The 25496-nt window shown below is 56.7% G+C and carries 21 protein-coding genes and 1 other RNA gene; 8 read left to right on the top strand and 14 right to left on the bottom strand.

Annotated elements, in window-relative coordinates:
• Positions 1–21 precede the first annotated feature (21 nt).
• Positions 22–3711 (bottom strand): TonB-dependent receptor, encoded by a 3690-nt coding sequence (locus VO84_RS14550; RefSeq protein WP_082661989.1) that lies wholly within the window; start codon positions 3709–3711, stop codon positions 22–24.
• Positions 3712–4602: 891 nt separating this feature from the next.
• A complete protein-coding gene (locus tag VO84_RS14545) occupies positions 4603–4938 on the bottom strand; it encodes a hypothetical protein (RefSeq protein WP_058188307.1) in 336 nt (111 codons plus the stop codon).
• A 231-nt stretch (positions 4939–5169) separates the two neighbouring features.
• Between VO84_RS14545 and VO84_RS22575 the strand changes: the two genes are divergently transcribed.
• A complete protein-coding gene (locus tag VO84_RS22575) occupies positions 5170–5343 on the top strand; it encodes a hypothetical protein (protein WP_157439897.1) in 174 nt (57 codons plus the stop codon).
• A gap of 22 nt (positions 5344–5365) precedes the next feature.
• Here VO84_RS22575 and ssrA read toward each other — a convergent pair.
• Together ssrA and VO84_RS14540 are read right to left on the bottom strand one after the other, a co-directional pair.
• Positions 5366–5719: a transfer-messenger RNA gene (ssrA, locus tag VO84_RS22210) on the bottom strand.
• A gap of 89 nt (positions 5720–5808) precedes the next feature.
• On the bottom strand, positions 5809–6258 hold the full coding sequence (locus tag VO84_RS14540) for a PCYCGC motif-containing (lipo)protein (protein WP_058188306.1): 450 nt from the start codon (positions 6256–6258) through the stop codon (positions 5809–5811).
• A 379-nt stretch (positions 6259–6637) separates the two neighbouring features.
• Between VO84_RS14540 and VO84_RS14535 the strand changes: the two genes are divergently transcribed.
• From VO84_RS14535 to mnmA, 3 genes are all read left to right on the top strand, one after another.
• Positions 6638–6859, top strand: coding sequence for a hypothetical protein (locus VO84_RS14535; protein WP_058188305.1), 222 nt, complete (start codon positions 6638–6640; stop codon positions 6857–6859).
• 143 nt (positions 6860–7002) lie between these two features.
• On the top strand, positions 7003–8157 hold the full coding sequence (locus tag VO84_RS14530; RefSeq protein ID WP_058188304.1) for a cysteine desulfurase family protein: 1155 nt from the start codon (positions 7003–7005) through the stop codon (positions 8155–8157).
• Positions 8158–8276: 119 nt separating this feature from the next.
• A complete protein-coding gene (gene mnmA, locus VO84_RS14525; protein ID WP_058188303.1) occupies positions 8277–9392 on the top strand; it encodes a tRNA 2-thiouridine(34) synthase MnmA in 1116 nt (371 codons plus the stop codon).
• Here mnmA and VO84_RS14520 read toward each other — a convergent pair.
• Complete coding sequence (locus tag VO84_RS14520; protein WP_058188302.1) at positions 9389–10450, bottom strand: YncE family protein; 1062 nt, start codon at positions 10448–10450, stop codon at positions 9389–9391. The two genes, mnmA and VO84_RS14520, sit on opposite strands and share 4 nt — an antisense overlap.
• A 151-nt stretch (positions 10451–10601) precedes the next feature.
• Here VO84_RS14520 and VO84_RS14515 point away from each other — a divergent pair, with 151 nt between their 5' ends.
• Positions 10602–12062, top strand: coding sequence for an outer membrane beta-barrel protein (locus VO84_RS14515; RefSeq protein WP_058188301.1), 1461 nt, complete (start codon positions 10602–10604; stop codon positions 12060–12062).
• A 164-nt stretch (positions 12063–12226) separates the two neighbouring features.
• Positions 12227–14152: an alpha-L-arabinofuranosidase A gene (locus VO84_RS14510; RefSeq protein ID WP_231737944.1), complete on the top strand. Its 1926-nt coding sequence runs from the start codon at positions 12227–12229 to the stop codon at positions 14150–14152.
• A gap of 20 nt (positions 14153–14172) precedes the next feature.
• Here the strand turns inward: VO84_RS14510 and VO84_RS14505 are convergent, their stop codons facing one another.
• From VO84_RS14505 to VO84_RS14470, 7 genes are all read right to left on the bottom strand, one after another.
• A complete protein-coding gene (locus VO84_RS14505; RefSeq protein ID WP_058188300.1) occupies positions 14173–14772 on the bottom strand; it encodes a hypothetical protein in 600 nt (199 codons plus the stop codon).
• Between the two features lie 16 nt (positions 14773–14788).
• The gene (locus VO84_RS14500) at positions 14789–15334 is read right to left on the bottom strand and encodes a hypothetical protein (RefSeq protein WP_157439896.1); all 546 of its coding nucleotides are present in this window, start codon (positions 15332–15334) and stop codon (positions 14789–14791) included.
• A 99-nt stretch (positions 15335–15433) separates the two neighbouring features.
• A complete protein-coding gene (locus tag VO84_RS14495; RefSeq protein WP_058188298.1) occupies positions 15434–15796 on the bottom strand; it encodes a YtxH domain-containing protein in 363 nt (120 codons plus the stop codon).
• 106 nt (positions 15797–15902) lie between these two features.
• Positions 15903–16322, bottom strand: coding sequence for a transcription antitermination factor NusB (gene nusB / locus VO84_RS14490; protein ID WP_058188297.1), 420 nt, complete (start codon positions 16320–16322; stop codon positions 15903–15905).
• Positions 16319–17218, bottom strand: a complete 900-nt coding sequence (gene ribH / locus VO84_RS23180; RefSeq protein WP_269431413.1) for a 6,7-dimethyl-8-ribityllumazine synthase — start codon at positions 17216–17218, stop codon at positions 16319–16321. Before ribH ends, nusB begins: the two co-directional genes overlap by 4 nt.
• Before the next feature lie 83 nt (positions 17219–17301).
• Positions 17302–19920 carry a hypothetical protein gene (locus VO84_RS14480; RefSeq protein ID WP_058188296.1) on the bottom strand — a complete coding sequence of 873 codons (2619 nt, stop codon included), beginning with the start codon at positions 19918–19920 and terminating at the stop codon, positions 17302–17304.
• 265 nt (positions 19921–20185) lie between these two features.
• Complete coding sequence (locus VO84_RS14470; RefSeq protein ID WP_058188787.1) at positions 20186–22255, bottom strand: S9 family peptidase; 2070 nt, start codon at positions 22253–22255, stop codon at positions 20186–20188.
• Between the two features lie 204 nt (positions 22256–22459).
• Here VO84_RS14470 and VO84_RS14465 point away from each other — a divergent pair, with 204 nt between their 5' ends.
• Together VO84_RS14465 and VO84_RS14460 are read left to right on the top strand one after the other, a co-directional pair.
• On the top strand, positions 22460–23086 hold the full coding sequence (locus VO84_RS14465) for a hypothetical protein (protein ID WP_058188294.1): 627 nt from the start codon (positions 22460–22462) through the stop codon (positions 23084–23086).
• 1 nt (position 23087) lies between these two features.
• The gene (locus VO84_RS14460; protein ID WP_157439895.1) at positions 23088–24146 is read left to right on the top strand and encodes a helix-turn-helix domain-containing protein; all 1059 of its coding nucleotides are present in this window, start codon (positions 23088–23090) and stop codon (positions 24144–24146) included.
• Between the two features lie 17 nt (positions 24147–24163).
• Here VO84_RS14460 and VO84_RS23175 read toward each other — a convergent pair whose 3' ends face one another.
• Together VO84_RS23175 and kdsA are read right to left on the bottom strand one after the other, a co-directional pair.
• A complete protein-coding gene (locus VO84_RS23175) occupies positions 24164–24292 on the bottom strand; it encodes a hypothetical protein (RefSeq protein ID WP_269431412.1) in 129 nt (42 codons plus the stop codon).
• A 366-nt stretch (positions 24293–24658) separates the two neighbouring features.
• Positions 24659–25486 (bottom strand): 3-deoxy-8-phosphooctulonate synthase, encoded by an 828-nt coding sequence (gene kdsA / locus VO84_RS14455; RefSeq protein WP_058188786.1) that lies wholly within the window; start codon positions 25484–25486, stop codon positions 24659–24661.
• Between the last annotated feature and the right edge of the window lie 10 nt (positions 25487–25496).

Here is a 25496-nt window from a genome sequence, read left to right as displayed (position 1 = left end):
ATCGGGGATACGCGATGAGCGCTACCACTCGATACGTGCGCCAACCTGGCCTTGGCGGCTGCCACTGACACCGGTTACGTTGCCGAAGTATTGGGCTCCGATGTTGCTGGTGTTTGGTGAGCTCCAATGGTGCCGGTTGAAGACGTCGAAGAACTCGGCCCGCAATGTCGCACGAATGCGATCATCATGGAAGCCAAACTTCTTCAGTACGCTCAGGTCTTCGTTGTAGTACGCCCATCCTCTCCAGTCGGAGTTGAAGGGAAGCTGATTGCCCAGTGTTCCAAGGTACTGTCCCGTTCCGCCTGGGGCAAAGAGATCGGTAAAGCTGGACGGATTCACAAACTGATTGCTCGGGTCGTTCAGATTGTTCAGGTCCAGATGCTTGAAGTTATTCTTCAGAGCGCCTGGCGTCTTGACGAGATTGGCAAACGTGTTGCCCCAGTTGGGATAGCTCCAGAAGCTGGGCCGCACTGCTCCCATCGGTTGCCCGGCGTGATAGTCAACCTGTGTTGCAAGGTTCCATCCCCCCACAAGCTGCTTCGTCAGTTGATTGCCGCCTGACAGCCACCGTTTACCGGCGCCGAAAGGAAGCGCATACGAGACATATCCCTTTACTTCATGGCGAACGTCATTGGGTGAGATCAGATCTTTCAACGAATCCAACGCATAGGGATCCTGGTATGGATCGCCGCCGCCCCAGTTCTCGGCAAAGTTGCCGTTGGCGCGATTCACGTTGCCTGCCTCATGCGAGAACGTGTAGCTGAGGTCCGTGCTGAGCCCGTTGCTGGACCGGCGCTTGATTTCAGTCACCAGCGCATCGTACCTGCTGCTGCCGATTGGAGAATCTGTGAACATGATGCCGCCATTGGAGCCCGTCTGCGAATAAGGCTTAAGGGCATCCGTTGCGCTGTAGCCGCCGGGGCCGTTTGTCATGGTGGTAAGGAACGGGTACCAGTTCACGCCCGCATTCTGAGCATCTGACTGGCTGCCAATAAACTGGCCTGCGCATGAGGAGTACTGTGAATCCGTGCCGCAGTTGCGCTGCAGTAGCGGCTGATAGTTGCCCCAGGTGGCCGAGTTGCGCGGATCATCCGAGCCGTCGTGGAGATGTCCACCACGGTTGCCGATGTAGTTCACATCGAGGACCGTGTTCTTGGCCACTTCGTATTCCACACCCACGTTCCAGTTGTTGGTGTGGCCAAGGGTGAGCTTGGTGGGATCCACCGAGATGGTGCAATACGGGCAGATGATGTTTGCGTTCGGGTTGCGGGTTCCAGGCTGCGGATTGCCGGGATAGGTCGATCCGGTATCCCACTGATAGATCGGCTGCACTGGCGTGGGCGCTGCAGGCATAATGTCCTGGCCAAGGTATCCGAAGGAAGCTTCTCCCGCGAACGGAGCGCCACCCCACTGGTTAATACCGAGCGGCACATAGAACAGTCCGTAGGAACCGCGGGCGACGAGTTTCGGAGTGATCTGGTAGGAAGCGCCAACGTGCGGCGAGAAGAGATGCAGGTCCTGGTCCTTTTCGAAAGACTGGCCGCCGTTCGATAGAAACTCGTACGCGCCCGGCAAGCCCGGCCAGCTTGAGTTGCTGCCGGTTGTATCGAAGTTCGACCACTGGCCGTTGACTTCCTTCCACGCGGTGTTGAAATCCCAGCGGATGCTTGCGTCCACCGTCAGCTTGGGCGTGAGCTTGATCGTGTCATCGGCGTAAAAATCCAGTCCCTTGCGGCGGCCGCGTAGATGCCCGCCGACTGCCTTAGAGGCGGAGCCTACCTCGCCGAGCTCGAAGTTGGCGAAGCCAAAGCCGAGATACGGACCAATGACCGAATTTGCGACTGCCAGCGTTTCTCCCGTGTTGGAATTGAAGCCATAGTTCAGATAGCCGTCAGCCTCGGTGCTGTTAGCGCCATAGCCAATGAACTCCCCGCCGAACTTCATAACGTGGCGTCCGTGGACCCACGAGAGCTCATCCTTATAGTGCCCCTGATAGTAGGGAAGGTGATCCGCCTTGTTCGCGCCCAGGCCCGGCTCACCGAAGTTGTTATTTCCGCCAAAGCTCATATTGGGAAAGTTGTCGGCTCCGCTGCTGGTCGACGGAAAACCAAGCGTGGTGTTGTCCACTGGATGCGAGGTGACATCCCACCGCAGCCAGTAATTGTAATCGGCCGAAGCAAAGTTCACCAGGTTCGCGTTAAAGGTGTAATAGTCCTGTACCCGCACTTCCCAACCGAGTGTGCCCTGTACATAGCTTTGCGTAAACGGGCCGCCGTCGCTGCTACCATGCTGCCACAGGCCGCTGGTTTCAATCGGAGTCTCCTGGTAACGGTTGTAGGAGACGCTCGCGTGATTCTTCTCGGAGAAGTTGTGGTCGACTTTCAGATCGAGATGGTAGTTTGTGTTGATCGGGAAATTACCGAAAGTCGCGAAGCCCCAGTAGTTATTCGTCAGGTTGCCGTTTTCCGGCGCGTAATCCTGCTGGAAGATCTGCATCACCTTCTGCGATTGTGCGCTGATGCTTCCCGAAGGAATGATGTTTCCGGGAAAGACGTTCCCTGGGCTCTGCGGATTGAAGATGGCGCCGTAGTAGATCGGATTTCCCGACGCGTCGAGCTGGCCGGTAGGGCACGGCGCGGTGCAAGGGGCTCCAGTTATGGGGTTGGTTGTCACGGCATTGAGAAGCTCGCTGAAATCTCCGCTGAGCATCTTGGTCGTGGGAACCGTTGCCTGCTCCGGAGAATACGTCAGATTCTGCTTACGAAAACGCTCATATGAGCCGAACACGAAGGTGTGATTCTTCCAGATAGGGCCGCCAGCGCTGAAGCCGAAGTCGTGATAGCGATCAAGGGGTCGTGCATAATTTTGCCGGCAGACGGCGTCGCCCGCTGCGCACTGCGATAGAAAATAATTGCTGTCCCAACCGTTGGCATTCAGATCCTCGTTGGCCAGGAACCCGAAGGCGCTGCCGTGGAACTTGTTATTACCCGATTTGAGCTCGTACATCAATTCGCCGCCGCCGGTCTGGGCAGAGGCCGCAGTGATGCCGCTGGTTTGTACCTGGAACTGGTCGATTGAATCCATGCCCGGAGCGTTGACGATGCCCATGATGCCCGAATCGGCGCTCGTGCCGTCCACGGATGTTGCCAGAGAAACAATCTGCGATCCTGCGACGCTGTTGTTGTACCCGAGCTGCGGGCCTTGTACGGTGCTGAATGTCGCCACCACGGATCGCGCGAAGTTACGGGCATCGCGCCCGCCGTCGGCAGTCAGCGGTAAATCCGTCAGCACCCCGCCGCTGACCGTACTGCCAAGAGTCGCATCCTGGGTATCCAGAAGGGCAGCATCGGCGGTGACAGTGACAGTGTCGATCCGGTTGCCCACTTCGAGCTTGGCGTTCAATGTGACATTCTGTGAGATTGAAACAGTTACGCCGGCACGCGAGTAGGTCTTGAATCCGTCCCTGGCAAATGTCAGGACGTATTTGCCCACGGGCAGGTTCAGAACGCGGTAAACGCCCTGTCCGTTGCTCGTGTCGCCTTCATAGTGCACACCGGTTTCAGTTTCAACCAGGGTGACCGTAACCCCCGGCACAACAGCACCCGATGAGTCTGTGACGGTTCCCGTGATCGATCCGCGATCCACCTGTGCCCATAACAACGCGGGTGTGCAGGCAATCAGCATTAGTAGTACTTTCCAAAACGCACGCATACAGCCTCCTGAATTCTTTACTACGTCGACTCTTGTCGCCTATGAGGTAGGTCTCGTGTCGAGTGAACTGCCCAATACCGCCTGCCAAAGTTGACCTGCCGCGCCAAGTGCAGGTTCCCCTGGGCCATGACCGGCCGCTCGCGCCACAGGCTGCATCGAGACGATTTTTGTTCCGGAATCACCCGCAACTTGCAGTGTCTGGAAATCGGCCGACCGGGACTGGCAATACTGGAGAACAACGTCCACATAGGGTTTGTTGAATCTCACGTATTGAACATGCGGCTCGATACGACTGGAAACGTAAGGAAGGGATAAATTTACCGGCCAGTGTCCGGGGGAACACTCCTCCCTGAAGGCTCGATCCGAGGCGTATTCCCAGCAACGCCCTGAATGAGGCAGATCGTTCACAAACGGTCACTTGCATCCGCCGGCCAACTGGCAGCGCGCAGAGTATGAGTATCTCCTGAAGGCTTACCAGGAATCCTGAGCGATTGCCGGGATTGAGCCGGTAAGTTGAACAATTTCAGGAAAGATTCGCAGCATGGAAGGTCGGCTCACTGGCGTATAAGGACTCGCCCTCCTCGGAAATCGCGCGGCCGAGGCTGAGCTTTAGCGCAAACTGTCTGGAATTCCTGAACAGATGCCGCGAGTGAGCCAAGATGCGTGCCCTGGAGAAGCCGCTTCCTCACGCAACAGCAAACGCGCATATTATTACCCGTAAATCGCCCCTGAATCGTGCCGATTTACGGGGTAAATAGCTCCCGTATCGCGTTGATTTGACAGAACCATGTCGCCGCAATGGGCAAAGGGGCAGCTCAATCGGAGGAAGCAACGGCCAGGGACAGTCGGCTTTATATCCAACTCAAACTGGCGGAGATTCCGAAGGTCGGGCTAGAGGGCGGGGGCGTTTTCGACGCGAACGACCTTGCATTCGACGTGCTTCTTTGCCGGGGTAGAGATTTTGACCTTCTTGCCGTCGATCTCATAGCTCATCGTTTCGCCCACAACAAAGTCCGTCGCATTCATGGAGTGATCCGTATCGGTTCTGCAGGTATAGCTCTTGCCTTCAGCCCGAAAAGAAAGATCGTATGCCTGATGTTTATGTTCCTTATCAGGAGCCTGGGCTATGGGCTGGCAATCCTTGAGAACCCCGGAGCCTTTGATTTTTTCCGCTGAAAGCGGAACTGCTATGCCGGCAATAAGCGCCAGAACGATCATTTTCTTCATACGTTTTCCTCGATTTCAAAACTGATTCCTGACCTGGGAGATAGTCTTGCATAGGCCGGAGTTGGAAACAACTATCAACTCTGACAGTCCACGCGATGCAGAATTTAAATAGTACGAGGGACGGAGGCGGCGGCGGGAGCCACCCTCCGGCGCACAGGCGCAAACCACAATCCTGTTTAGGTGTAAAGTTAGCAAAAAGAAGCGGATCAAAAAAGATGGATGAGGTCTTTCATGCCAGACTCTGAAACCAGGAAACTTCAGGATATTCGCGAAGCTTTACATAAAGCCATCAACATCTGTTGGGATGTGACTATGCCAGGGCGTTTTCCTTCAAATGTCGATCCGGTTCGCTGGGTCCAGGAATTACAGACTCTTCTTGTAGACACCTTGGAGCAAAACAAATAACGAAGGATTGCAAATAAATATATGGTGGAGGCGGCGGGAGTCGAACCCGCGTCCGAAATCGCTGTCAGCCAGGAGAGTCCATGCTGTGTCCGATTCCGAAGGTTTCGCCGCAGGCACTCAGAACGGACAAGATGCACCTGAAACTAGTCCGGTTGATCTTGCGCAAAGCCGCACGGACCGAGCCGCTCGCGCCAGCCTACTGTGCGACGCCCGCTCTCAGCCCATAGGCAAAGCCGAGGAGGACGGCTACTTAGTTAATTAAGCAGCAAGTGCCAGGTTATCGTTGGCAACTTTAGTTTTGTAAGCGATTACGGGTGCCCACACCCCGGCATGTCTCCTAAGCCGCAATCGATCCCGTCGAAACCGTGACGCCCCCATATTGGTGAGCGCCAGTCGGAGAGACTGGCGATGCTGCTGACTACTATTCTACTCCGAATTCAGCATTAAGCAGCTTAAGCGCCCGGCCTATTCCTTTTCGAGATCGATGGACTCATAAGCATGGGCGGCAATACCGGCGCGGATCTGGGTCGGAGTCTTGCCGAGCTTAGTCTGTTGATAAGCGTAAAAGCCCTCTTTAGCGCAGGTGGAGCACTCGGCGCCATGGAGAGTTTCAAAACAGCTCCGCAGGCTGGTGTGGCCAAGGTTCCGATCGCAGCGGCAGTTGCAGGGAAGCTGATAGATTACGTTTCCAACCTTGGCGGCCTGCTGGTAGACATGGGCCTGCCATGCATAACGAAAGTTGTCGCCGGTGAGCCTGGCTCCGGAGAGGATGGGCGGCAGTTCGGCTACTTTGAGCGGCGCCGAGGGGTGGTATGCAGGAACGTCATTGGCGGGATTGGAGAACTGCGCGTAGCTGGCCATGGTGGCGGCGGCTACGGCAAACCCCAGAAACCACTTCTGCTGGAAGAACTTCATGAGAGGCCCTCTGGTATGGATTTTAGACGTAGGCATGGCTGGTTTGCGCGAGCAAAAAAAAACGGCACGAACGTTTTCTGTTCGTGCCGGGAGGCCAGTGACGCAAACTACTTCCGTTACGGAGGGTCAGGAAACTACCCCTTCACAACGGAATATATACACCATACCATAGACGCAGATGAATGCAAATACAAAATTTGAGAATTTTAGAGATTTTTGGCTAAGTTTTGCACAGGGTGAAGGCCTACGGATTAGAGAAGTCATTTGAATGCTGAGTGAAAGATCGGACGGATCGAGCGGGAAAGATTGCGAATGGAGAAGATTCCCCGCGAGCTAAATACAAAGCGCGTTACAATCATTGCTGGAAAGGTCAAACTACTTGGATTCAAAGGATTACAAGACGCGAGAGGACTTTCCGGCGAAGCCGGAACAGGCCTCGTCCTGGGTGAAAGTCGGGGCCGTAGCCGCGGTGTCCGCGCTGGCCGGAGGGCTGGCAGCGACGTGGTTTTACCGCAAGACACTGAGGCGGATACAGGCAGCAGAATTAGAATCGGAAGATTCCAATTTCCGTACCGAAAAAGAGCTAGAAGATGAAATTTGAAAGTTTTCGCGCTGATTGCCGGCTTCTCAGCCCTTAGTGAATGTGATGTCGAAGCTGTTGATCCGACTTCGTGCAGGAGTAATGCAGGCCAATCCATGCGCTTAAAAATCCGATTCCACGTAGAATAGAAAGGGGATTTTGCGATGCGGCATGTATACATGGACGCGAATGCCACGACACCTCTGTTGCCAGAGGTAGTGGAGGCGATGCACCCGTACTGGATCGAGTTCTTCGGGAATGCATCGTCGATCCACTTACCGGGGCAGCATGCGCGGCGGGGCGTGGAGCGGGCGCGCGAGGCTGTGGCAGAGCTGTTTGGGTGCCGCGAAGCAGAGGTGGTGTTTAACTCCGGTGGAACGGAGGGGGACAACACGGCGCTGTTTGGCTTGCTCAAGCCGGGCGATCACCTGATCACGACGGCGATTGAGCATTCGGCGATTCTGCAGTCGGCAGCACGATTGGCGGAGCGCGGTGTGGAAGTGACGTATCTGGCTCCTGAAGCGAGCGGGCTGATTGCACCGGAGGCCGTACGCGAGGCCCTGCAGCCGAATACGAAGCTGATCAGCGTGATGCTGGCGAATAATGAAACCGGAGTCCTGCAGCCCGTCAACGAGATTGGGCAAATTGCCGCAGAAGCGGGAGCGTTCTTCCATATTGATGCGGTGCAGGGCGCGGGTAAGATCCGTATTGACGTGCAGGAGATCGGATGCCATCTGCTCTCCATCAGCGCGCACAAGGTATATGGCCCAAAGGGCATCGGCGCGCTCTATGTGAAGCGCGGGACGCCGGTAGAGTCGCTGATTGTGGGCGGAAGCCATGAGCGGCGGCGGCGCGCGGGCACGGAGAATGTGGCTGGAATCGTAGGGCTGGGTAAAGCGGCGGAACTGGCGCTGAAGAGCCTGGAAGACGGCACAATGGATCGCGTGGCTGAACTGCGCGACCGGCTGGAGCAGGAGATTCTGCAACTGCCGGGCACGGGACTCAACGGCACAGCCACGCGGGCCGCGAACACGACGAATATCTGGTTCGACAACCTGGAGGGCGAGGCGCTAGTGATTGCGATGGACCTGAAAGGCATCGCAGTTTCAGGCGGATCGGCGTGCCTTTCCGGCAGGACCGAGCCGAGCCATGTGTTGCTTGCGATGGGAGTAAATGAGAAGCGGGCGCGGACGAGTCTGCGGTTCAGTCTGCTGAAGACAGTGACTGCGGAAGATGTGGATTATGTTGTGTCTGTGGTGCCGCAGGCTGTGGAAAGATTGAGGGCGGTTTCGCCGGTAGAGGCGGGGACGCTGGGTTAAGAGGAATCGTTAGGGAATCGACGCGGGATTTGCAGTCGAGAACGGCATCAATTAAGTCTGAGACCAGTCTCGAGGAAATGATCTCAAGAAGCTCCCCAGCAATATCCTCAAAGGAAGGCATGATGCAGAAGGAAACAATTGCCGTAGCGATGTCGGGAGGAGTAGATTCCTCGACCGTTGCGGCGTTGCTGGCGCGCGAGGAACTTGACGTCGTTGGGCTGACGCTGCAGCTTTGGGATCAGTCGCGCCTTGCCGGGAAGCATGGAATTCCTGAGGCTCCAAAGGCCGGGCGATGCTGCTCGCTGGATGACGTCTATGACGCGCGGCGCGTGGCGGAGACGTTGGGGATCCCCTACTACGTTGTCAATCAGGAAGAGCGGTTCGAGAAGGACGTGGTGCGGCCCTTTGTGGATGAGTATCTGGCCGGACGAACGCCGATTCCCTGCTCGCTGTGCAACAACCATCTGAAGTTTGATCAGCTGCTGAAGACGGCGCGGTCGATTGGCGCGTCGAAGATTGCGACTGGCCACTATGCAGTGAATGAATACGACCCCGCCCGCGGGCGCTGGATTCTAAAGCGGCCAACAGATCGAGCGAAGGATCAGACATATTTCCTCTTTGGCCTCACGCAGGAGCAGCTTGCCCATACGCTGTTTCCTCTCGGTCACATGCACAAGCCGGAGGTTCGCGAGGCGGCGCGTGAGCGAGGGCTGGCGCTGGCGGAGAAGCCGGATTCGCAGGAGATCTGCTTTATTCCCGGCGGGGACTACAAGCAGTTTTTGACGGCATATCTCGAAGAGCAGAACGAGACGATGCCGGAGACCGCGGGCGAGCTGGTAACGACAACAGGCGAAGTGATCGGCCGGCATGAAGGCATCACAGGCTTCACCGTTGGCCAGCGCAAGGGGCTGAAGATTTCTTCGCCGACGCCGTTTTATGTTTTGAATATCGATCCGGCTTCGCATCAAGTGACGGTCGGCGGCGATGCGGATCTGGCTACGCGCGAGTTGCGTGCGGGCAAGGTTAACTGGATCAGCATTCCGAAGCTTACCGGGCAGATGCGAGTACAGATCAAGATTCGGCATCGGCATGAGCCGGCCTGGGCAACGCTGATCCCGGCGGAAAACGGCGAAGTGCGGGCTGAGTTCGATGAGCCGCAGCGAGCGGTAACGCCGGGCCAGTCGGCTGTCTTCTACGACGGCGATGAAGTCGTCGGCGGGGGCTGGATTCTCTAAGGAATCACAGCCCACGCAAGACCGTCGGGATTGCCCGCGTCAATGTGTCCCACCACTTCAAGCGATTTCAAATCAATCACAGCGACATAGCTGTCAGGCGTGCAGGCGACATAAGCGCGAGCCCCGTCAGGCTGCATGAGAATACCAGCGGCTCCGTGGCCGATCGGGATGCGCTTGATTTCCTTGTGCGTTGCAACGTCGAGAACGACCACGTCTGGCTGCGAAAGCATGGAGATGAGGACATGCTTGCCATCGGGCGTGAACTTGAGCCGGTTCGCGGACTTCGTACCAGTGTTAAGCGTTGCGGAGACCTTTTTCGCGGCGAGGTCCACGATGGTGACAGTACCATCACCGGCGCTAGCAATCCATGCCTCTTTGCCATCGGGCGAAACATCGAAGCCTTCTCCACGCGAACCAACCGGAACCACAACAGGAAACCAGTCGCCGCCAGGCGGAAGGATGGCTCCCTGCGGATAACCCGGTGGAGCAGGCGGCGGCGTGGGCATGGCTCCCGGTGGTGGCGGCGGGGCTGCTGGCGTGTCCACACGATCCAGGATCGATAACGTGCCGGAGTTGACGTTGGCGGTGACGATACGCTTCCCTTCAGGCAAAACGTAAAGCATGTGCGTGCGGTTCTGGCCAGTGCCAAGGATGAAGTCGACTTTGCCGGAAGCGGGATCATAGCGGCCGATGACTTTGTTCACCTCTGCGGTAAACCAGAGCTTGCCATCGATGAAGAAGAGGCCATGCGGGCCGCGAAGGGGCGTGAGGTCGATGACTTTTTCCTGCTTCGCGGCAACAAGATCGACCACGGTAATGGTGTGAAAGGCGCCAAAGCCATAGTTGGAGACATAGGCGGTGCGGCCATTAGTCGAGGCAACTACTTCATGCGGATCGTCGCCGACAGGAACGCGGGCCTCAACCATGAGCGTGGCGGGATTGACGATAGCGAGGGTGTGATCGCGCTTGGAAAGCACAAGCAGATGCCCGCCGGTTGGGGTTTGCGCAGCGACAACAGAACAGAGCGCGACAAATGCGGCAGCGAGAGGAAGGCGCATGGTAAATTCTCCGCGTACAGCAAAGATTAGAGCAGAATGGCCTTGCCGGATGAATATGCCTCCGCTCGTGTTGCGATTTCATGCATATTTTGAACTTCCTTACGATTTCCGAACTACTGTTGAGGGTTGCGGGATTCGGGAGGAAGTTGTGATGCGTAGTTTGCGTTTTGCATTATTTGCTGTAGCGACCATGCTGTTGTTTTCATCCCTGAGTCTTGACGCGCAGGGCAGCAGCGAGGAAGTGGCGGAACTGAAGAGCCAGGTACGGTCTCTGACGGCGCTGGTGGGGAATCTGGAAGAGCGGATGACGGCGATGGAGAAGAGAAATGGCGTGGCCCCTGCGAGCATGAGCGCGGAAGATGGCGTGAGGCTGGCCACTGCGGCGCATCTGGTGCGGACGGGTTACGCGACGGAAGTGCGGACAGAGGAAGCAGAAACACGTTTAGAGACGCAGAGCGCAGTGGCTTCGACCGAAGCGTCAGCGAAGGCTCCGGCTCCGCTGACACTGCCCGGCGGCGCAACACTGAATTACTACTTCGACGGATATTTTGAGAACAACTTCAACAATCCAACGGGCAGGGTAAATGATCTGCGCGCATACGACGTGCTGAGCCGGACCTTCAGCCTGAACCAGGCGGATGTGGTCTTTGCACTGGCCCCCGATGTGGCTGCGGGGCGGCGATACGGAGTGCGGATTGATCTGCAGTTTGGGCAGGCGACGGAGACGCTGCAGGGCAATCCCGCGAATGAGCAGAGGCCGGAGATTTATCGCAATATCTTCCAGGCGTATGGGACGTATATTGCGCCCCTGGGTAAAGGGCTCCAGATGGATTTCGGCAAGTGGTCGAGTTCATTGGGAATGGAGGGGAATTACACGAAAGACCAGATCAATTATTCGCGGTCGTACTACTTCAACTTCCTGCCCTTCTACCACCTGGGCATGCGGATGCATTACAACTTCAACGACAAGTTCGGGGTGAACTACTGGATTGTGAATGGGACAAACCAGTCCGAGCCGACGAATGGCTATCGCGATGAGATGTTCGGATTTGTGGCAGCGCCGACGAAGACGGTGAGCTGGACGCTTAACTACTACCTGGGGCAAGAGCACGCGGACGCACTAGCGGCGACAAACTGCACGGTGCCGGTGCAGCCGGGGTTGTGCTACCAGCCGCTCACGAATCCGGAAAATGGCAAGCTGCATATCTTTGACAGCTACGTGACGTGGAACGCGACGCCGAAGCTGACGCTGGCCGGCGAGGGCGATTATGTGATTCAGCGAACATATACAGGGTCGGCTCCGCAGCATGTGGATGGCGGTGCGGGATATGCGCAGTATCAGTTCACTCCGCGCTACTCGATTGCGGCTAGAACGGAGTATCTATCGGACCGCGGAGGAATGTTCAGCAATGCGACCCAGGCTCTGAAGGAAGGCACGGCGACATATCGCTATAACGTGAGCGATAATTTCGCCGTGTTCCTTGAATACCGGCGCGATTGGACGAATATCCCCTACTTTGTGACGAACAATCCGGCGGCTCCAGCAACGCACCAGGACACTCTGGGCGCGAGCGTGGTCTGGTGGTACGGCGGCAAACAAGGGGCGTGGTAAGAAACCATAGCCTGACACAAGGAAACCTTCCCTCAAGACGAGCTGAAAACTCCGATATTTTCATTGAAATATTTCAAGTAAACGTTTGCGCGGAGCGGGACTCCAGCATTAGGATGGCAGCCATGCGTAGAAATCTCTTTTCCCATTGCGCTGTACTGTGTGCCATGGCCGCGGGCTGCACGATCGCGCCGGCTCAGGCTTCCGCTCAAAATCCAGTCACATTAACCATCCAGGCCGACAAGCCGGTGCATGCGGTGAGCCCAACCCTGTATGGCCTGATGACGGAAGAGATCAACTACGCCTTCGACGGCGGCCTGTATGCGGAGATGGTGCGGAACCGGACCTTCCGCGGCGACTGGAGCGGGCTGCTGGACTGGTACCTGGTGGAGAAGGGCGACGCGGCGGCGAAGATGACGCCGGACCATGCGACAGGCCCGAGCAAGGCGCTGACGGGAAGCTTGAAGATTGACGTAACGCGGGCAAGCGCGCAGAGCCAGGCGGGTGTACTGAACACCGGCTGGTGGGGTATGGCGTTGCGGCCGGAGACAAGCTACAAGGGATCGCTGTACGCCAAGGCCGGAGCGGAGATTGGGCCGGTGACAGTGAGCCTGGTGAATGACAAGACAGGCAAGGCCGTGGCGTCTGCACAGGTAACGGGCGTGGGAACGGAGTGGAAGCAGTTTCCCTTCACGCTGAAGACGGGAGCGATTGAGCCTTCGAGCACAAACCACCTGGAGATTACAGTGGGCAAGACCGGGACGCTGTGGCTGCAGCTTGTTTCGCTGTTTCCGCCAACCTATCACGACCAGCCGAACGGCCGCCGCGTGGATCTGATGGAGAAGATGGCGGCAATGCATCCGCAGTTTCTGCGCTTCCCCGGCGGAAATTACCTGGAGGGAAATCGAATCGTCGATTGGTACGACTGGAAGAAGACGATCGGTCCGCTGGTGGACAGGCCGACGCATCCGAGCCCGTGGAACTACCACTCATCCGATGGAATGGGGCTGCTGGAATTTCTGGGCTGGTGCGAGGACCTGAAGATGCAGCCAGTGCTGGCAGTGTATGCGGGCTACTCGCTGGCCAGCGAGCATGTGGAGCCAGGCGAAAAGTTGGAGCCCTATGTGCAATCTGCGCTGGAGGAGCTTGAGTATGTGACGGGTTCGACATCGACTAAGTGGGGCGCGGTGCGGGCTCAGAACGGGCACCCGGAGCCGTTCAAGCTGACATACGTGGAGATTGGCAACGAGGAATGGTTCGACAAGTCCGGCAGCTACGATGCGCGTTATACGCAATTCTCCAAGGCAATTAAAGCGAAGTATCCCGACCTGCAGTTGATTGCCACAGCGCCGGTGAAGAGCGCCAAGCCGGATGTGCTGGATGAGCACTTCTATGTGCGCGCGACGGAGAATTTTCACGATGCTAACCACTACGATGAACCAGCGGCAGGCTCAGCAGCACCAGTGTGGGGCAATGGGCGCTACGACAAGGCCGACCGCAGCGGACCGAAGATTTTTGTAGGCGAGTGGGCCACGCGCGAGGGATCGCCGACTCCGAACATGGGCGCGGCGCTGGGGGATGCGGCCTGGATGACGGGGATGGAGCGAAACAGCGACCTGGTGATCATGGCCGCATACGCGCCATTGCTGGTGAATGTGAATCCGGGTGGAATGCAGTGGGCGACAGACTTGATCGGCTACGATGCGCAGACCAGCTATGGATCGCCGGCATATTACGCGCAGGTGTTGTTTGGCTCGTACCTGGGCGATCAGGTGCTGACTTCAAAGTTGAGCGGCGCAGGCGAGAAGTTTTTCTATTCGATTACAGGAAGTGCGGCGAAGAAGAAGCTATACCTGAAGCTGGTGAATGCGTCCTCTGAGCCGCAGACTGTGGATGTGGCGATTGACGGAGTGAAGACTACCGGGAAGACCAAGCTGGTGACGCTAAGCGCAGCAGATACGCAGGAGACAAACTCCATCACCGATCCCAAGCGGATTGTGCCGGTTGAAAGCGCGATTGCGGTAAGTGGCGGTCGCGTGAAGCACACGATGCCGAAGTACTCGATTGAGGTGATTGTGGCAGACGTGGAATAGAGGGACTTAGACGCCACGGATCAGAGCTTGTCATGAGAGCCGACCCAATGAGGCCCGTTGCAGCCCATTACCAAAACCTGGGACAACTTGTATTCGTCAATTCCGTCTTCGTCTTTTAGATATGTGACATCGTCCACGGCTGGATGCCCATTGTCCTGAACCACTCGTACCGCGATCTCCCATGTCCACGGCTTTTCTGGTGGCCCTCCTCCTCGCAGGCTGACATATACGAGAGATGTTTCATCGTTCTTCAATTCCGTTTTCTCAATCTGAAAAGCCTGAGGGGCCGTTCTTTCATTAGCTCCAGAAAACAAGCCTGCTTCGCCCCATGCGAATGGCGCCTTAATCATCTGCCCATGATTTTTCCGTAGCCAGTCTTCCTGACACGAGCGGGTTAAATCGATACTCTTGATTAATTCTCCACTGAGGAAAGGTTTCAAGGCTTTCCAGTCTGCACCGGAAGGGACACCGCCCGGATCATGGGCCGCCACTACTTGCCGGTAAAACCTTTGAATAAATGCATCTGGCTGTTCGGTCAGGTTAGGTAGCCAGCTCTGGGAAACCGGCTGAGCAATAGCCACGAGCATGGCAAGCGGAGCCAGAATGGTGAGTCGTTGCATGAATGAACAATTTACTTTACACCACGACGTCTTTGTCTACCGGAGCAGATGCCGGTGTGGGCGTGACCACTCTGCGCGGTGCGGGCTTCATGAGGGTATCGACAAAGGCGCTGACAGCGGCAATAGCTCCGGAGACGCGGCGAGCAGGACCGCGCACGGCGTCAGTCACCTTGCGGCTCGCATAATCCACGCTATCCAGAACGGATGTCGCCATGCCGTCGATCCGCACAGCCTGAAGATGGACGCGCTGCTGAAGATCGTTCGCTGTGGATTCGAAACGGACAGCCTGAGCCTGCGCAGACCGTGTGATTGTTGCCAGGTCCGTAGCGGCCGCGTCAAGGCGCGGTTCAATCTTGGCGATGAGCGAGTTTACGGATGTAAGTAGCTCGCGGGAGCTGTTGAGCACCGGCATGATGGTGCCGCTCAGTTCGCTGGTCTTTTCACGAGCTGTCCGCGAAAGCTTAACAACGCCCAGAAGGATGGCCGAGAGCACCGCAAGCTGCATGAGCAGGATGACGCCTGCAATAATTACAACCGTAAGATGAAATGTTTCCGTTGTCACGTTCTGCCTCGAAATCTTGCACAAATTGTCACTCTCCGGCGAGCGATGAAGCCCGCCGGAGAGTGATTTCGATGAATTGAGTTGTATGTTGTATTTCGGTTAGCTTCCGCTGGTTTCGCCGGTACGATAGGCTTCCTTGCCGGCTTGCACGGCTGCCGCAACGCGCGAGGTTTGATCTGTGACCGCATCACGACCGCGATCCACAAGGGTGTCCCATTGCTGACGGCCACGATCTGCATATTCGCCGGCGTACTGCTTGCCCTTTTCATAAATATCGCCAGCGTATTCTGCTGCCTGCTTGCCCCTGACACGGACATAATCCGCGCCTTCACGGGCGCCTGCGGCGATATCTTCACGGGTTTCCCTGCCGCTCTTGGGTGCATACAAAACGCCTACTAGGGCACCAACGCCCAATCCGGCCAAAAACCACGCGATTCCATTGATTCCATTATCTTCTGACATAATCCCTCTCCTTTTTCGCTCCAAGATGACAAAGATCAGAGCAACATGCTAACTCAATCGATGCACTATGGGCGCGAATTGTCGCTTGGGAATTGGAAATGAACGGTTATTTGGGCAAAAGGCTGTGCGCGACAGCATCAAGAAGACCGTTGAGGAAGTTGATGGATTCCGATGCGGAGTATCGGCGGGCAATTTCAAGCGCCTCATTGATGACGACCGGAAAAGGCGTGGACTTGAAGCCGAGCATCTCTCCGATCGCCATGCGGAGGAGATTGCGATCGACACCGGCCATGCGCTCGATGCGCCAGTTCTTTGAGTTCTTGAGGATGAGTTCGTCAATCTCCGCCTGACGGACCATCGCAACGCGAAAGAGGTCTTCCGCAAAGCCGCGGACCTCGGTTTCAACGGGATCTCCGGCCCGCCAGAAGGTGGCGCGAACCTCATCCTCCGACTGGTGTCCCATATCGGCCTGGAAGAGCATCTGCATGGCCAGCTCGCGGGACTTGCGGCGTGTTTTTGTAGTCATTGCGCGCTCGCTTTCACTTGTGCCAGCTTACGGCTGAGGCTGACCATTTCAAGGGCGGCGACGGCAGCTTCGAAGCCTTTGTTTCCGGCCTTGATGCCGGCGCGGTTGAGCGCCTGCTCCAGCGTTTCGCAGGTGAGCACGCCAAAGCTGTGCGGAATGCCGGTTTCCTGCTGCGACTGACCAATGCCGCGAGCGACTTCGTTGTAGATGGCTTCGTAATGAGCGGTTTCGCCGCGTATGAGGCAGCCGAGGGTGATGATGGCGTCGACACTCCCCTGCTCCGCAATCGTACGGGCGGCGGCAGGGATCTCCCATGCGCCGGGAACGCGGACGATTCCGATATCAGCTTGCTGCGCGCCGCTACGGAGAAGCCCGTCAATTGCGCCTTCCAGAAGCCGGTCGGTGATGACGGCATTCCAGCGCGAGACAACGATCGCGAACTTCATGCCAGCAGCAGAAAGATCGCCTTCGACAGCGATGGGCTTGCCTTTGAGCGGATCTGTCTTCGTCGCATCCCATGCCCAGAAAGAAAATTTGTGGCCGGGCACGGGCTCAACCGTGAAGTAGCGGGATTTCCAGTCAGTATCCGCCACGGGTGTGAGGAGCGATTCCAGTTCGAGTGCTTCTGGACTGGGGGAATCGGCGCGAAGCCATGCGGCTGCGGCCTGATAAGCGGCATCAACGGAAGTGACTTCAACTGAAAATTCGGAGAAGAATGGCATGGCCCCGAAGATCAGCTCGATGCCGCCGCGAGGAGTAAAAAACAAGGCTCCCTGCGAGGCTTCCTCGTCCCACGTGGAGCCCGGCTCAAAGCCGATCGCGGCCAGAAAGCTGGCTAACTTCTGGTGGTCTGCAGCACTGGCAGTGGAATGGAGGAATGCGAGGCTCTTGATCACTTTTTGATTCTATCGTGGCAGGGCATCCCACCCTCGCGAAGAAAAAATTCGCAAGGATGGGACACTTCAGGATTTGTATTGTGCTAGTTGGTAGCGCGCGGCTTCACAGTGATGACGGTTGCGGGGACGATGCTGGCTGTGCCCGTGTAGAGGCAGTCAGTGTCTGTTCCGCCCGCGGAGACCGGAGTGCAGGCGGGCAGTTGAGGAGCCATGAGCTGCTGCGGTACTTCCTGCAGGGTGCTGGTGTTAATGGTGTGCACCAGGTTGTCGCCTGAAGTGGAGACAAAGAACAGCGTGTTATCGATGCTGAAGGCTCCGGCTATGGGCGCAGTGATGTAAGAGGTGAGGTTCTTCTGGATACAGCTATCGGGAGCATTGGGAGGAGCGCACGTGAATGTAGCGGAGCCAAGCGTACCCGCGTTGGCAGTGGAAGCCACGGTCTGAAGGTAGTAGGGCAGTGCGGCGTTGCTTGTTGCGCCGGGCGTCGCTGCAGCGTTGTACGTAACAAAGGTGAGGCTCTGCGCTGAGATTGCCGTACCGTTGGTGACAGCAGCAGGCGAAGTAACCACCTGATTGACCTGAGTGGCGTCAACAGGGATCTGCTGGTTGGTGACAGTGTGCGAGAGCAGCAGCGGCTGCAAGGGGCTGCCGAGCTCCAGCGTGTCACTTGGGTAAATGCCGTCCTCTGGCGCAGGCGGCAGGCAGCTATCGGAAGGAACGGTCACGTCGATGTCGGTGAAGGTGAGCGGACCGCTCGATCCAGCGCTGCCGGTATGCGTCGCGCCAAGGATGTGGTTGCCATCGACGGTTGCGGCAAGCTGATCGGTATCCTCGGAGACGGAGTCGCCGGCGACGTTATCAATCTGCGGATAGAAGAGCATGTTGGCGTACTGACCAACGTTGCCTGCGGGGCACCAGGTATGCGCAACCGTGGGATTACCGCTGAAGTATGCGCCGACGCTGGGTACTGTGATAGCGATGCTCTGCGCGCCGTTCGATGTGTTGCTGCCGGAAGAAATGCAAGGATTCGCCGTCGTCGGCCCGCCGTTCGAGCAAGACAGAGGGTAAGTAGTCCAGCCCGTGTTGGCGTTGAAGACGTAAAGGGTATCGGTGTGGCTTGTGATGCCGGCAGAAACATTGGCCGGCAGAATATTGGCCGCGGCGCTGTCAGAGACGTAGAGCGTCTGCGAATCCGGTGTCCACTGCGCGGTAACGCCAAGGCCGCCGAAAGTACCGGTCACAGTGGCGCTGCTGGGAGTGAAGAGATAGAAGATGCGGCGCTTCTGATCATTGACCAGCACACTTGAATTGCTGGGAGAGACACCGAGCACAACACCGGGGATGCCGGTGTATTGGCCTGCAAGAGAGTTGGACGTGGCGCTGTACACCATAAGCTCAGTCTGTGAGCCGAAGTAGAGATTGGTGCCTAGGCGATCCATCACGAGCGAGTTAGGCACGTAGGGCAAACGCACGGTGTTGCCGGGCGTGCCGGTGAGCAGTTCAAAGGGAACAAAGTACTGCGACTGGCCCGGCGCAGCGTACCAGACGAAGGCGCTTGTGGAACCGGGAATCGTAATGTCGACAGGATTCGAAGAAATGGGCAGTCCAGTGCCAAAGACACCAATTTCATTAATAGGCGCGGGATTGCACGTCGCCGGTTGGCAGATGGCATAGACACTGGCCGCGCCGGGGAAGCTGGCCGTGATCGCGCCGGCGCTCGAAGCCGACAGATTCTGCGGATTGGTGGACTGGTAATTGAGCGTAAGACCGGTGATGGTGTTGCCCTGTGTATCGGTGACGTTGGTGACCAGGTTCTGCACTACGCCCTGGGTCACCGTGCCACTGGTTGCGCCATTGAGCGTAACGGAGATGGACTTCGGCGGGCAGGTGGAGAAGTAGCCCGCGGTAGATCCGGAGCCGGCGAGGTTCGCCGTGATAACTGTGGTGCCCGGGAGCTGCGCGGTAATCTGGTTGGTCTCAGCATTAATAGTGGCCACTGAAGGGTTGCCCACGGCATAAGACATGGTGCCAATGGAGTTCTCGCAGGTGGGCACGGTGGTGCCGGCCCGCGCCGGGCACGCATACTGCGTCGATGGGAGGCCCGCCGGAGCGCAGAGAAGGGTCTGTACACCGTTGTTCGAGTAGCAGGCCTGAGAGTCAAGCTGTGCCAATTGCCCCTGCGATAGACATTGCTGTGGGCCCGCAAGCGCTATCGAAGTGACGGGTGTATGGATGTAGACCGGCACAGGATTGGAAGTCACGCCATTGGCGGAGGCGGTTTCATACGCCACGCCGTAAGGCAGGTCACCGTTATTGGGCACCGGGTTGGGCGCGCTGCAAATGGTGTAATCCGCAATGCCGCCGCCGGAATTCCGGTTCCATGTGCCGGCGCAAATATTGCCGGTGGGGGAAATATCAACCAACCGGTTATTCGTGGTGCCGTAGCTCCATGTCGTAACGCTGAAGGCGGTGTTCTTGCACGTAAATGCGGACGGCGCGTTGCTCTGGCGCGTCTGGCCAAAGGCCAGCGAGATGCCCGTGAACTGAGGCCCGAGGGTGATATAGGAGAGCTCGGTAATCTTGGGGCCGTAACCCAAACCGTTGCAATAATTCCCGGCTGGATTGCGCGTGCATCCGGCAATAGTAATACCGGCCGGAACAGCCAACACCAGCAAACAAACAAGCGTCAAAAACCGCCGCATGAATCCTCCCCGCCCCGCATTCCGTAACCGCGGAACGGTCTTTCCTAAATTACGCCACAAAATTTTGTTTGAAAGCGCGTCCCGCCAGCGTGGGCGAGAGGAAAAAATCCGCTGTTCTTCCAATCCAAAGTGTATCAGGGCCAAATGATCCCGAACGAGCCAGGCCGGAATCAAACGAGCCAGAACCTGTGAAGCCGTCCTGACCGAATATCTTTATTTCCGTACTCACATAGACTCATGCAGCCCCAAACCGTAACCGGTCCCGTCACTCCGGCATATAGCGGGCAAACCAATCCACGGCCCGCTCCATCACGTCACGGCGATGCGCCGGATCGACAAAGCCGTGCCCCTCATTGGGATAAACGACGAATTGCGTGGGAACATGCTCATCGCGCAGCGCATGCCAGAACTCGAAAGACTGCGGCGCAGGGCATTCGCCGTCCCGGTCGCCCACAACCACCAGCGTCGGCGTCTTTACCCTCTTGATGAAGTTGATGGCCGAGCTCTTCGCATAAACGGCAGGGTCGTCATAGACGCTTGCGCCGAAATACGGAATCATCCACTGACCAATAGAGTTTTCGCCATAGTAGCTCTGCCAGTCGGAGATGCCAGCCCCCGCCACAGCCGCGCGAAACCGATGCGTCTGCGTCACGGCAAACATGCTCATAAAGCCGCCGTAACTCCACCCCGTCAGCCCCACGCGCTTGTCATCAATCGGATATTTCTTCTCAGCAGCATCCACACCACCAAGAATGTCGCGTAGATCACCATATCCGAAATCCTTGCGATTCGCCTGAACGAATGCCTCGCCCTGCCCATAGCTGCCGCGCGGATTCACCTGCAGAACAAAATAATCCAGCGCAGAGAAGGCCGGAGCATTAATACCACCGCCCGCGCCCCAACGCGATTCGACGGCTGAGGCCGGGCCGCCGTGAACGAGAACAATGAGCGGATACCTCTTGCTCGGATCGTAGTTCTTAGGCAGCAGCAGCCAGCCCTGCACGTTGAAGCCGTCAGACTTCCAGCTCAGCGATTCCGATTTGCCCCATGCAGGCTCAACTCCGTCGTTCAGGTGCGAAAGCTGCGTGAGACCGGCAAGCGTAGTGACAGTCGCTCCCGGCTGAGCGTCGGTCCGGACAGCATAGATTTCCGTGGGGTGGTCGAAACTGCTAGCGCGAAAAACGGCCAGTTTGTGATCGGCGGTAAAGGAGATGCTGTGCGAAATGCGTCCGTCGCCAATGCTGCCAGCCACCCGGAAGACAGGCGGCTTCAGCTGTACAAGGACATTCGAATTGGAGCCAGCCCGGATCATGCCAAGCTCATCCTCCCCGCCCACAACCCGGACCACGTACAGCGCCGTGCTATCCCCCGCCCAGTCAATCCATGCCACGGAGGACTGCGCACCTGGAGTAAGATTGCGCGGCGCACCGCCGCTGGCAGGCACAAGCCACACATCGCCGCCGGTCGAACCCTGATCGCTCATCAGACCGCCGATAAAGGCGATGTTCTTCCCATCCGGCGACCAGCGTGGAACAGCCATCTGCAGCCCATGCAGCGGCCCCGGAACTTCAGCAGGAGCAAGAATGACCTCTGGCGCAGACGCACCAATCGTCTGCGCGTAAAGCTTCGCCGTCCACCAGTTGTTCTCCCCCGGCGGCTCAGCGGCAGTGTAGGCCAGAGATTTCGAATCCGGCGACCATCCAAACTCAAAAGCATGAAGATTCGCAGGCGTCACCTGCTGCGGCTTCTGCGCCTCGCCCGCCGTAGCATCGGCCACAGCAATGCGCTGAATCTCGATCCCATCTTCCCCAATAACCCCAGCAAAAGGCTTCATGGCAGCCAGCGCACCCGCAGGCCGCGTCGCGCCTTCCACATACAGAAAAGCCATCTTTGTACCATCGGGCGAGAAAGCGGCCTCGTTGGTATAGCCGGTAAGCTGCGTCAACCGCACCGCAGGCTGCCCATCCAGATGCGAGAGATAAAGATCGGCTTGCTTGGCATCCCCACACGAGGCGAAAAAGGCAAGCGCCTTCGAATCCGGCCGCCAGAGAATATCGCTCTCCGAGCAGCGCCCGCTAACCTGCACAGGTTCAGCCGTCGAGATATTCGAGATAGGCGCAATGCGCAGACCAGGGTTAGGCCCCAGGTCGATCCACGCCAGCCGCGACCCATCCGGCGAAACAGCCACCTGCCCCACACTGCGCCCACGATTCAGCCCACGAAGAACCTCATCAATATGAGCCTTGTCAGGAGCAGTCTGCGCGGACGAAGCGACGCTGGAGAGAAGCAGAATGAGGCCGGCCGCGATGCGACGGAAAACTACAATGCGGGTCATGAAAAAGATGCTAACAGCCAAACCGCGCATGCCCCTGGACTTCCTAGTTGGTCCGGGCCAAGTGTACTAGATCCGATGCACGTGACGCAGAACTTCACCCTTCTTGAGATTCTCGAATACGTGGCCGAAGTGCTCAAAAAGATCATGAAATAAAAAATGGAATAATTTGTGCTCAAAATTTTAAACCCATGATAGAGTCTAGATATGTTTAACAGCAGCCTCGCCGGACAGGCGCTTATCACAGAGGAGCAGGCAGAAAGTGTCCTGCAACCCTACTTCGACACCCTCAACAGGTGTATTGACGATGGCTGGGAAGCATGGAAGAAAGACTATGCTCCGATGCACCATAAACTCGATGCGCGGGCACGGGCTGCCATTGTATTTTGTGAAATTGCCCACCGCGCAGAGAATGCCTTTTTTGAACTGGCCAATGTAAAAGTCCTCCGTCGGACGGGAACGATCACGATATTCATTGGCGAACAGATCACGCTGCGGTTTAAGAAAATGGGTAAGAAAGGCCGGTGCAGCAACATCATCACCAAGACTCAGGCACTTTTTCTTGCTCAATTACAGCTTCCAGGAATGCTCGATGGGACATTGGTTCATGCTGGATACGAACTAGACGCCCTGCAGCAGGAAATCGTGCGCAAGGCAGTCGTATGCCAGCTTGACAATCAAGTGCTATGGCAAATTCAAATCGCTGGACCTGCTGCGATGCTCATTGTTATGCCGCCGCAATCAACTCCACCAATCCCATCCAGTGAACCTCGTTTTGTTGCAAAGGCTCAAAATCAAGAGAAGCCCGCAGAGGCGGAGGGAGGTAGCGCCTAACGTGCCAGCATTTAATCGCGAAATGCTTGCGCTTGCTCGGGAGTCGAGAGGATTGACACAAACACGACTCGGAGCAGAAGTTGGAATTTCTCAGGCAGAAATCTCGAAGTTTGAAAATGGCCTGAAGATTCCATCGGATGATCAAATCCGGCGAATGTCTAATCGGCTGCATTACACGGTCGATTTTTTCTTCCTCAACGAGTCTATGAGGGATTTCGGGTCAAACTGTGCTTACCATCGCAAGAGAAAAAGTGCAACAGACTCAAAGCTCACTCAACTGCTTGCCATCATCAACGTACGAAGGATTCAAGTGAAACACCTGCTTAAGTCTGTAGAAGACAGAGCAACGTATTCATTTCCTCGTCTCGATATTGATGAGCATGCAGGTGGACCAGAGGAAATTGCAAGGCTCGTTCGAGCTCTTTGGCAGATCCCACCCGGTCCTTTGCAGAATCTTATTCGTGCAATTGAAGATGCCGGAGGTATCGTTATTCGGTGCGGTTTTGGAACAAACAAAGTCGACGCCATGAGTCAATGGCTGCCGGGTCAAAAGGCACCAATTTTTATGGTCAATGAATCAATTCCAACTGATCGGATGAGATTCAGTCTTGCCCATGAATTGGGTCACATCTGTATGCACGCGACTCTTACGGACAACATGGAGCGCGAAGCAGACAAATTCGCTGCCGAGTTTCTTATGCCAGAAAAGGACATTCGCCCGTACCTGTCCTCAGTCGATATTCCCAAATTGGCAGCAATGAAGCCTTATTGGAGAGTGTCCATGGCTGCGCTCCTGTATAGAGCCGCTGAGCTAAAACAGATCGATGAAAGGAGGAAGTCATATTTATGGTTTCGAATGGGGCAAGCGGGATACCGCTCACACGAACCAGTTGAGATTCCGCCTGAGAGCCCAACGCTGCTGAAAGAGTTGGTTAAAGTTCACAAAGAGACTCTTGGGTACACAGAAAGGGAGATTGACGCAGCGGTTTGTGAACCAAATGCGTTCGCTGATCTTTGTATCCACGATGAACCCAGAGGACTTCGGCTGGTAGCAAGATAGGGAAAAACGGAGGGCCTCTAGCGGGTGCTAGGCCGGGTGCCCCAGGTCCAGCTTCCGAGCGAAAAGCGAGGAATGGGGACCTGGGATAGCACCACCGCCCGCTCTCCACCGGGATCGAAGCAGCCGCCCTGTGGAAATCCTGTCAAGCCCTCTCCTCGAAAATATTTTCTAACCCGCTGATTCTAAAGAGAAAAATCTCCACCGAGTTTGCATATTATTTCTCTGAACCTGTCATACTCATAATCAGCAGAAGAAACAGCTACGGCCCGAATCCCCAAAAGGACTCGGGCCGTAGCCGTTTTCAGGGGACGGTACGGTACCCCTCCCCCATCCCCGCTGCACCAGAATTTGTGCAAATGGCCCCATTTCACCATTCAGCAGTTGCACAGTTACGAAATGAAGATCGCATAAAGATTTCTGTGAGGAGTGTGGGACCGCCCGTAACTTGCACAAAATAAAATAACTTCGAAATCAGCACCGCACAGGGTAACTTCCAGAACTGTGAGTCTGTGCTACTTCGCCGCAGCCTGGTTTGAAGCAGAATGGATAGCCAGCAAAGTCTCCAGCAGCGGCTTCAGCAGATCAAGCTGAAGCGCATTAGCCCCATCGGACTTTGCATTTGCCGGATCATCATGGACCTCAAGAAAGAGTCCATCCACACCCGCAGCAACCGCCGCCCGCGCCAGCAGCGGAATAAACTCCGGCTGCCCACCGGAAACACCATTAGCCGCCGAAGGCTGCTGAACAGAATGCGTTCCATCAAACACCACCGGCGCAAGCCGCCGCATCACCGGCAGCGCACGATAATCAACCACAAGCGTGTTGTACCCAAAGCTGGCGCCCCGCTCCGTAAGAAAGACCCGCTCATTCCCCGTCGAGCGAACCTTCTCAACCGGATGGTTCATATCCCACGGCGCAACAAACTGCCCCTTCTTGATGTTCACAGCGCGCCCGGTCTTCCCCGCCGCAACAAGCAGATCAGTCTGCCGGCAAAGGAACGCCGGAATCTGCAGCACATCCACATGCTCCGCCGCTACCTCGCAGTGCCCAGGCTCATGAACATCCGTAAGAACCGGAAGACCAGTATCTTTAGCCAACCGTCCCAGAATGGCCGCACCTTCCACCAGTCCCGGCCCGCGAAAGCTCTTCACACTGGTGCGATTAGCCTTGTCATAGCTCGCTTTGAAGATGTACGGAACACCAAGATCAGCAGTAATCCGCTGAATCTGCTCAGCCATAAAGCGAACGTGCTTCTCCGACTCAATGACGCATGGCCCGGCAATGAGAAACAGCTTGCCCGCGCCAACATGCACCGGCCCGACTTCAAAAGAATGAGTCACGAACAAATCC

The organism is Occallatibacter gabretensis (genome assembly GCF_001449115.1).
Classification (GTDB): Bacteria; Acidobacteriota; Terriglobia; order Terriglobales; family Acidobacteriaceae; genus Telmatobacter; species Telmatobacter gabretensis.
Note: the sequence above shows the minus strand (reverse complement) of the source record. Positions and strands in the feature narration are given on the sequence as shown.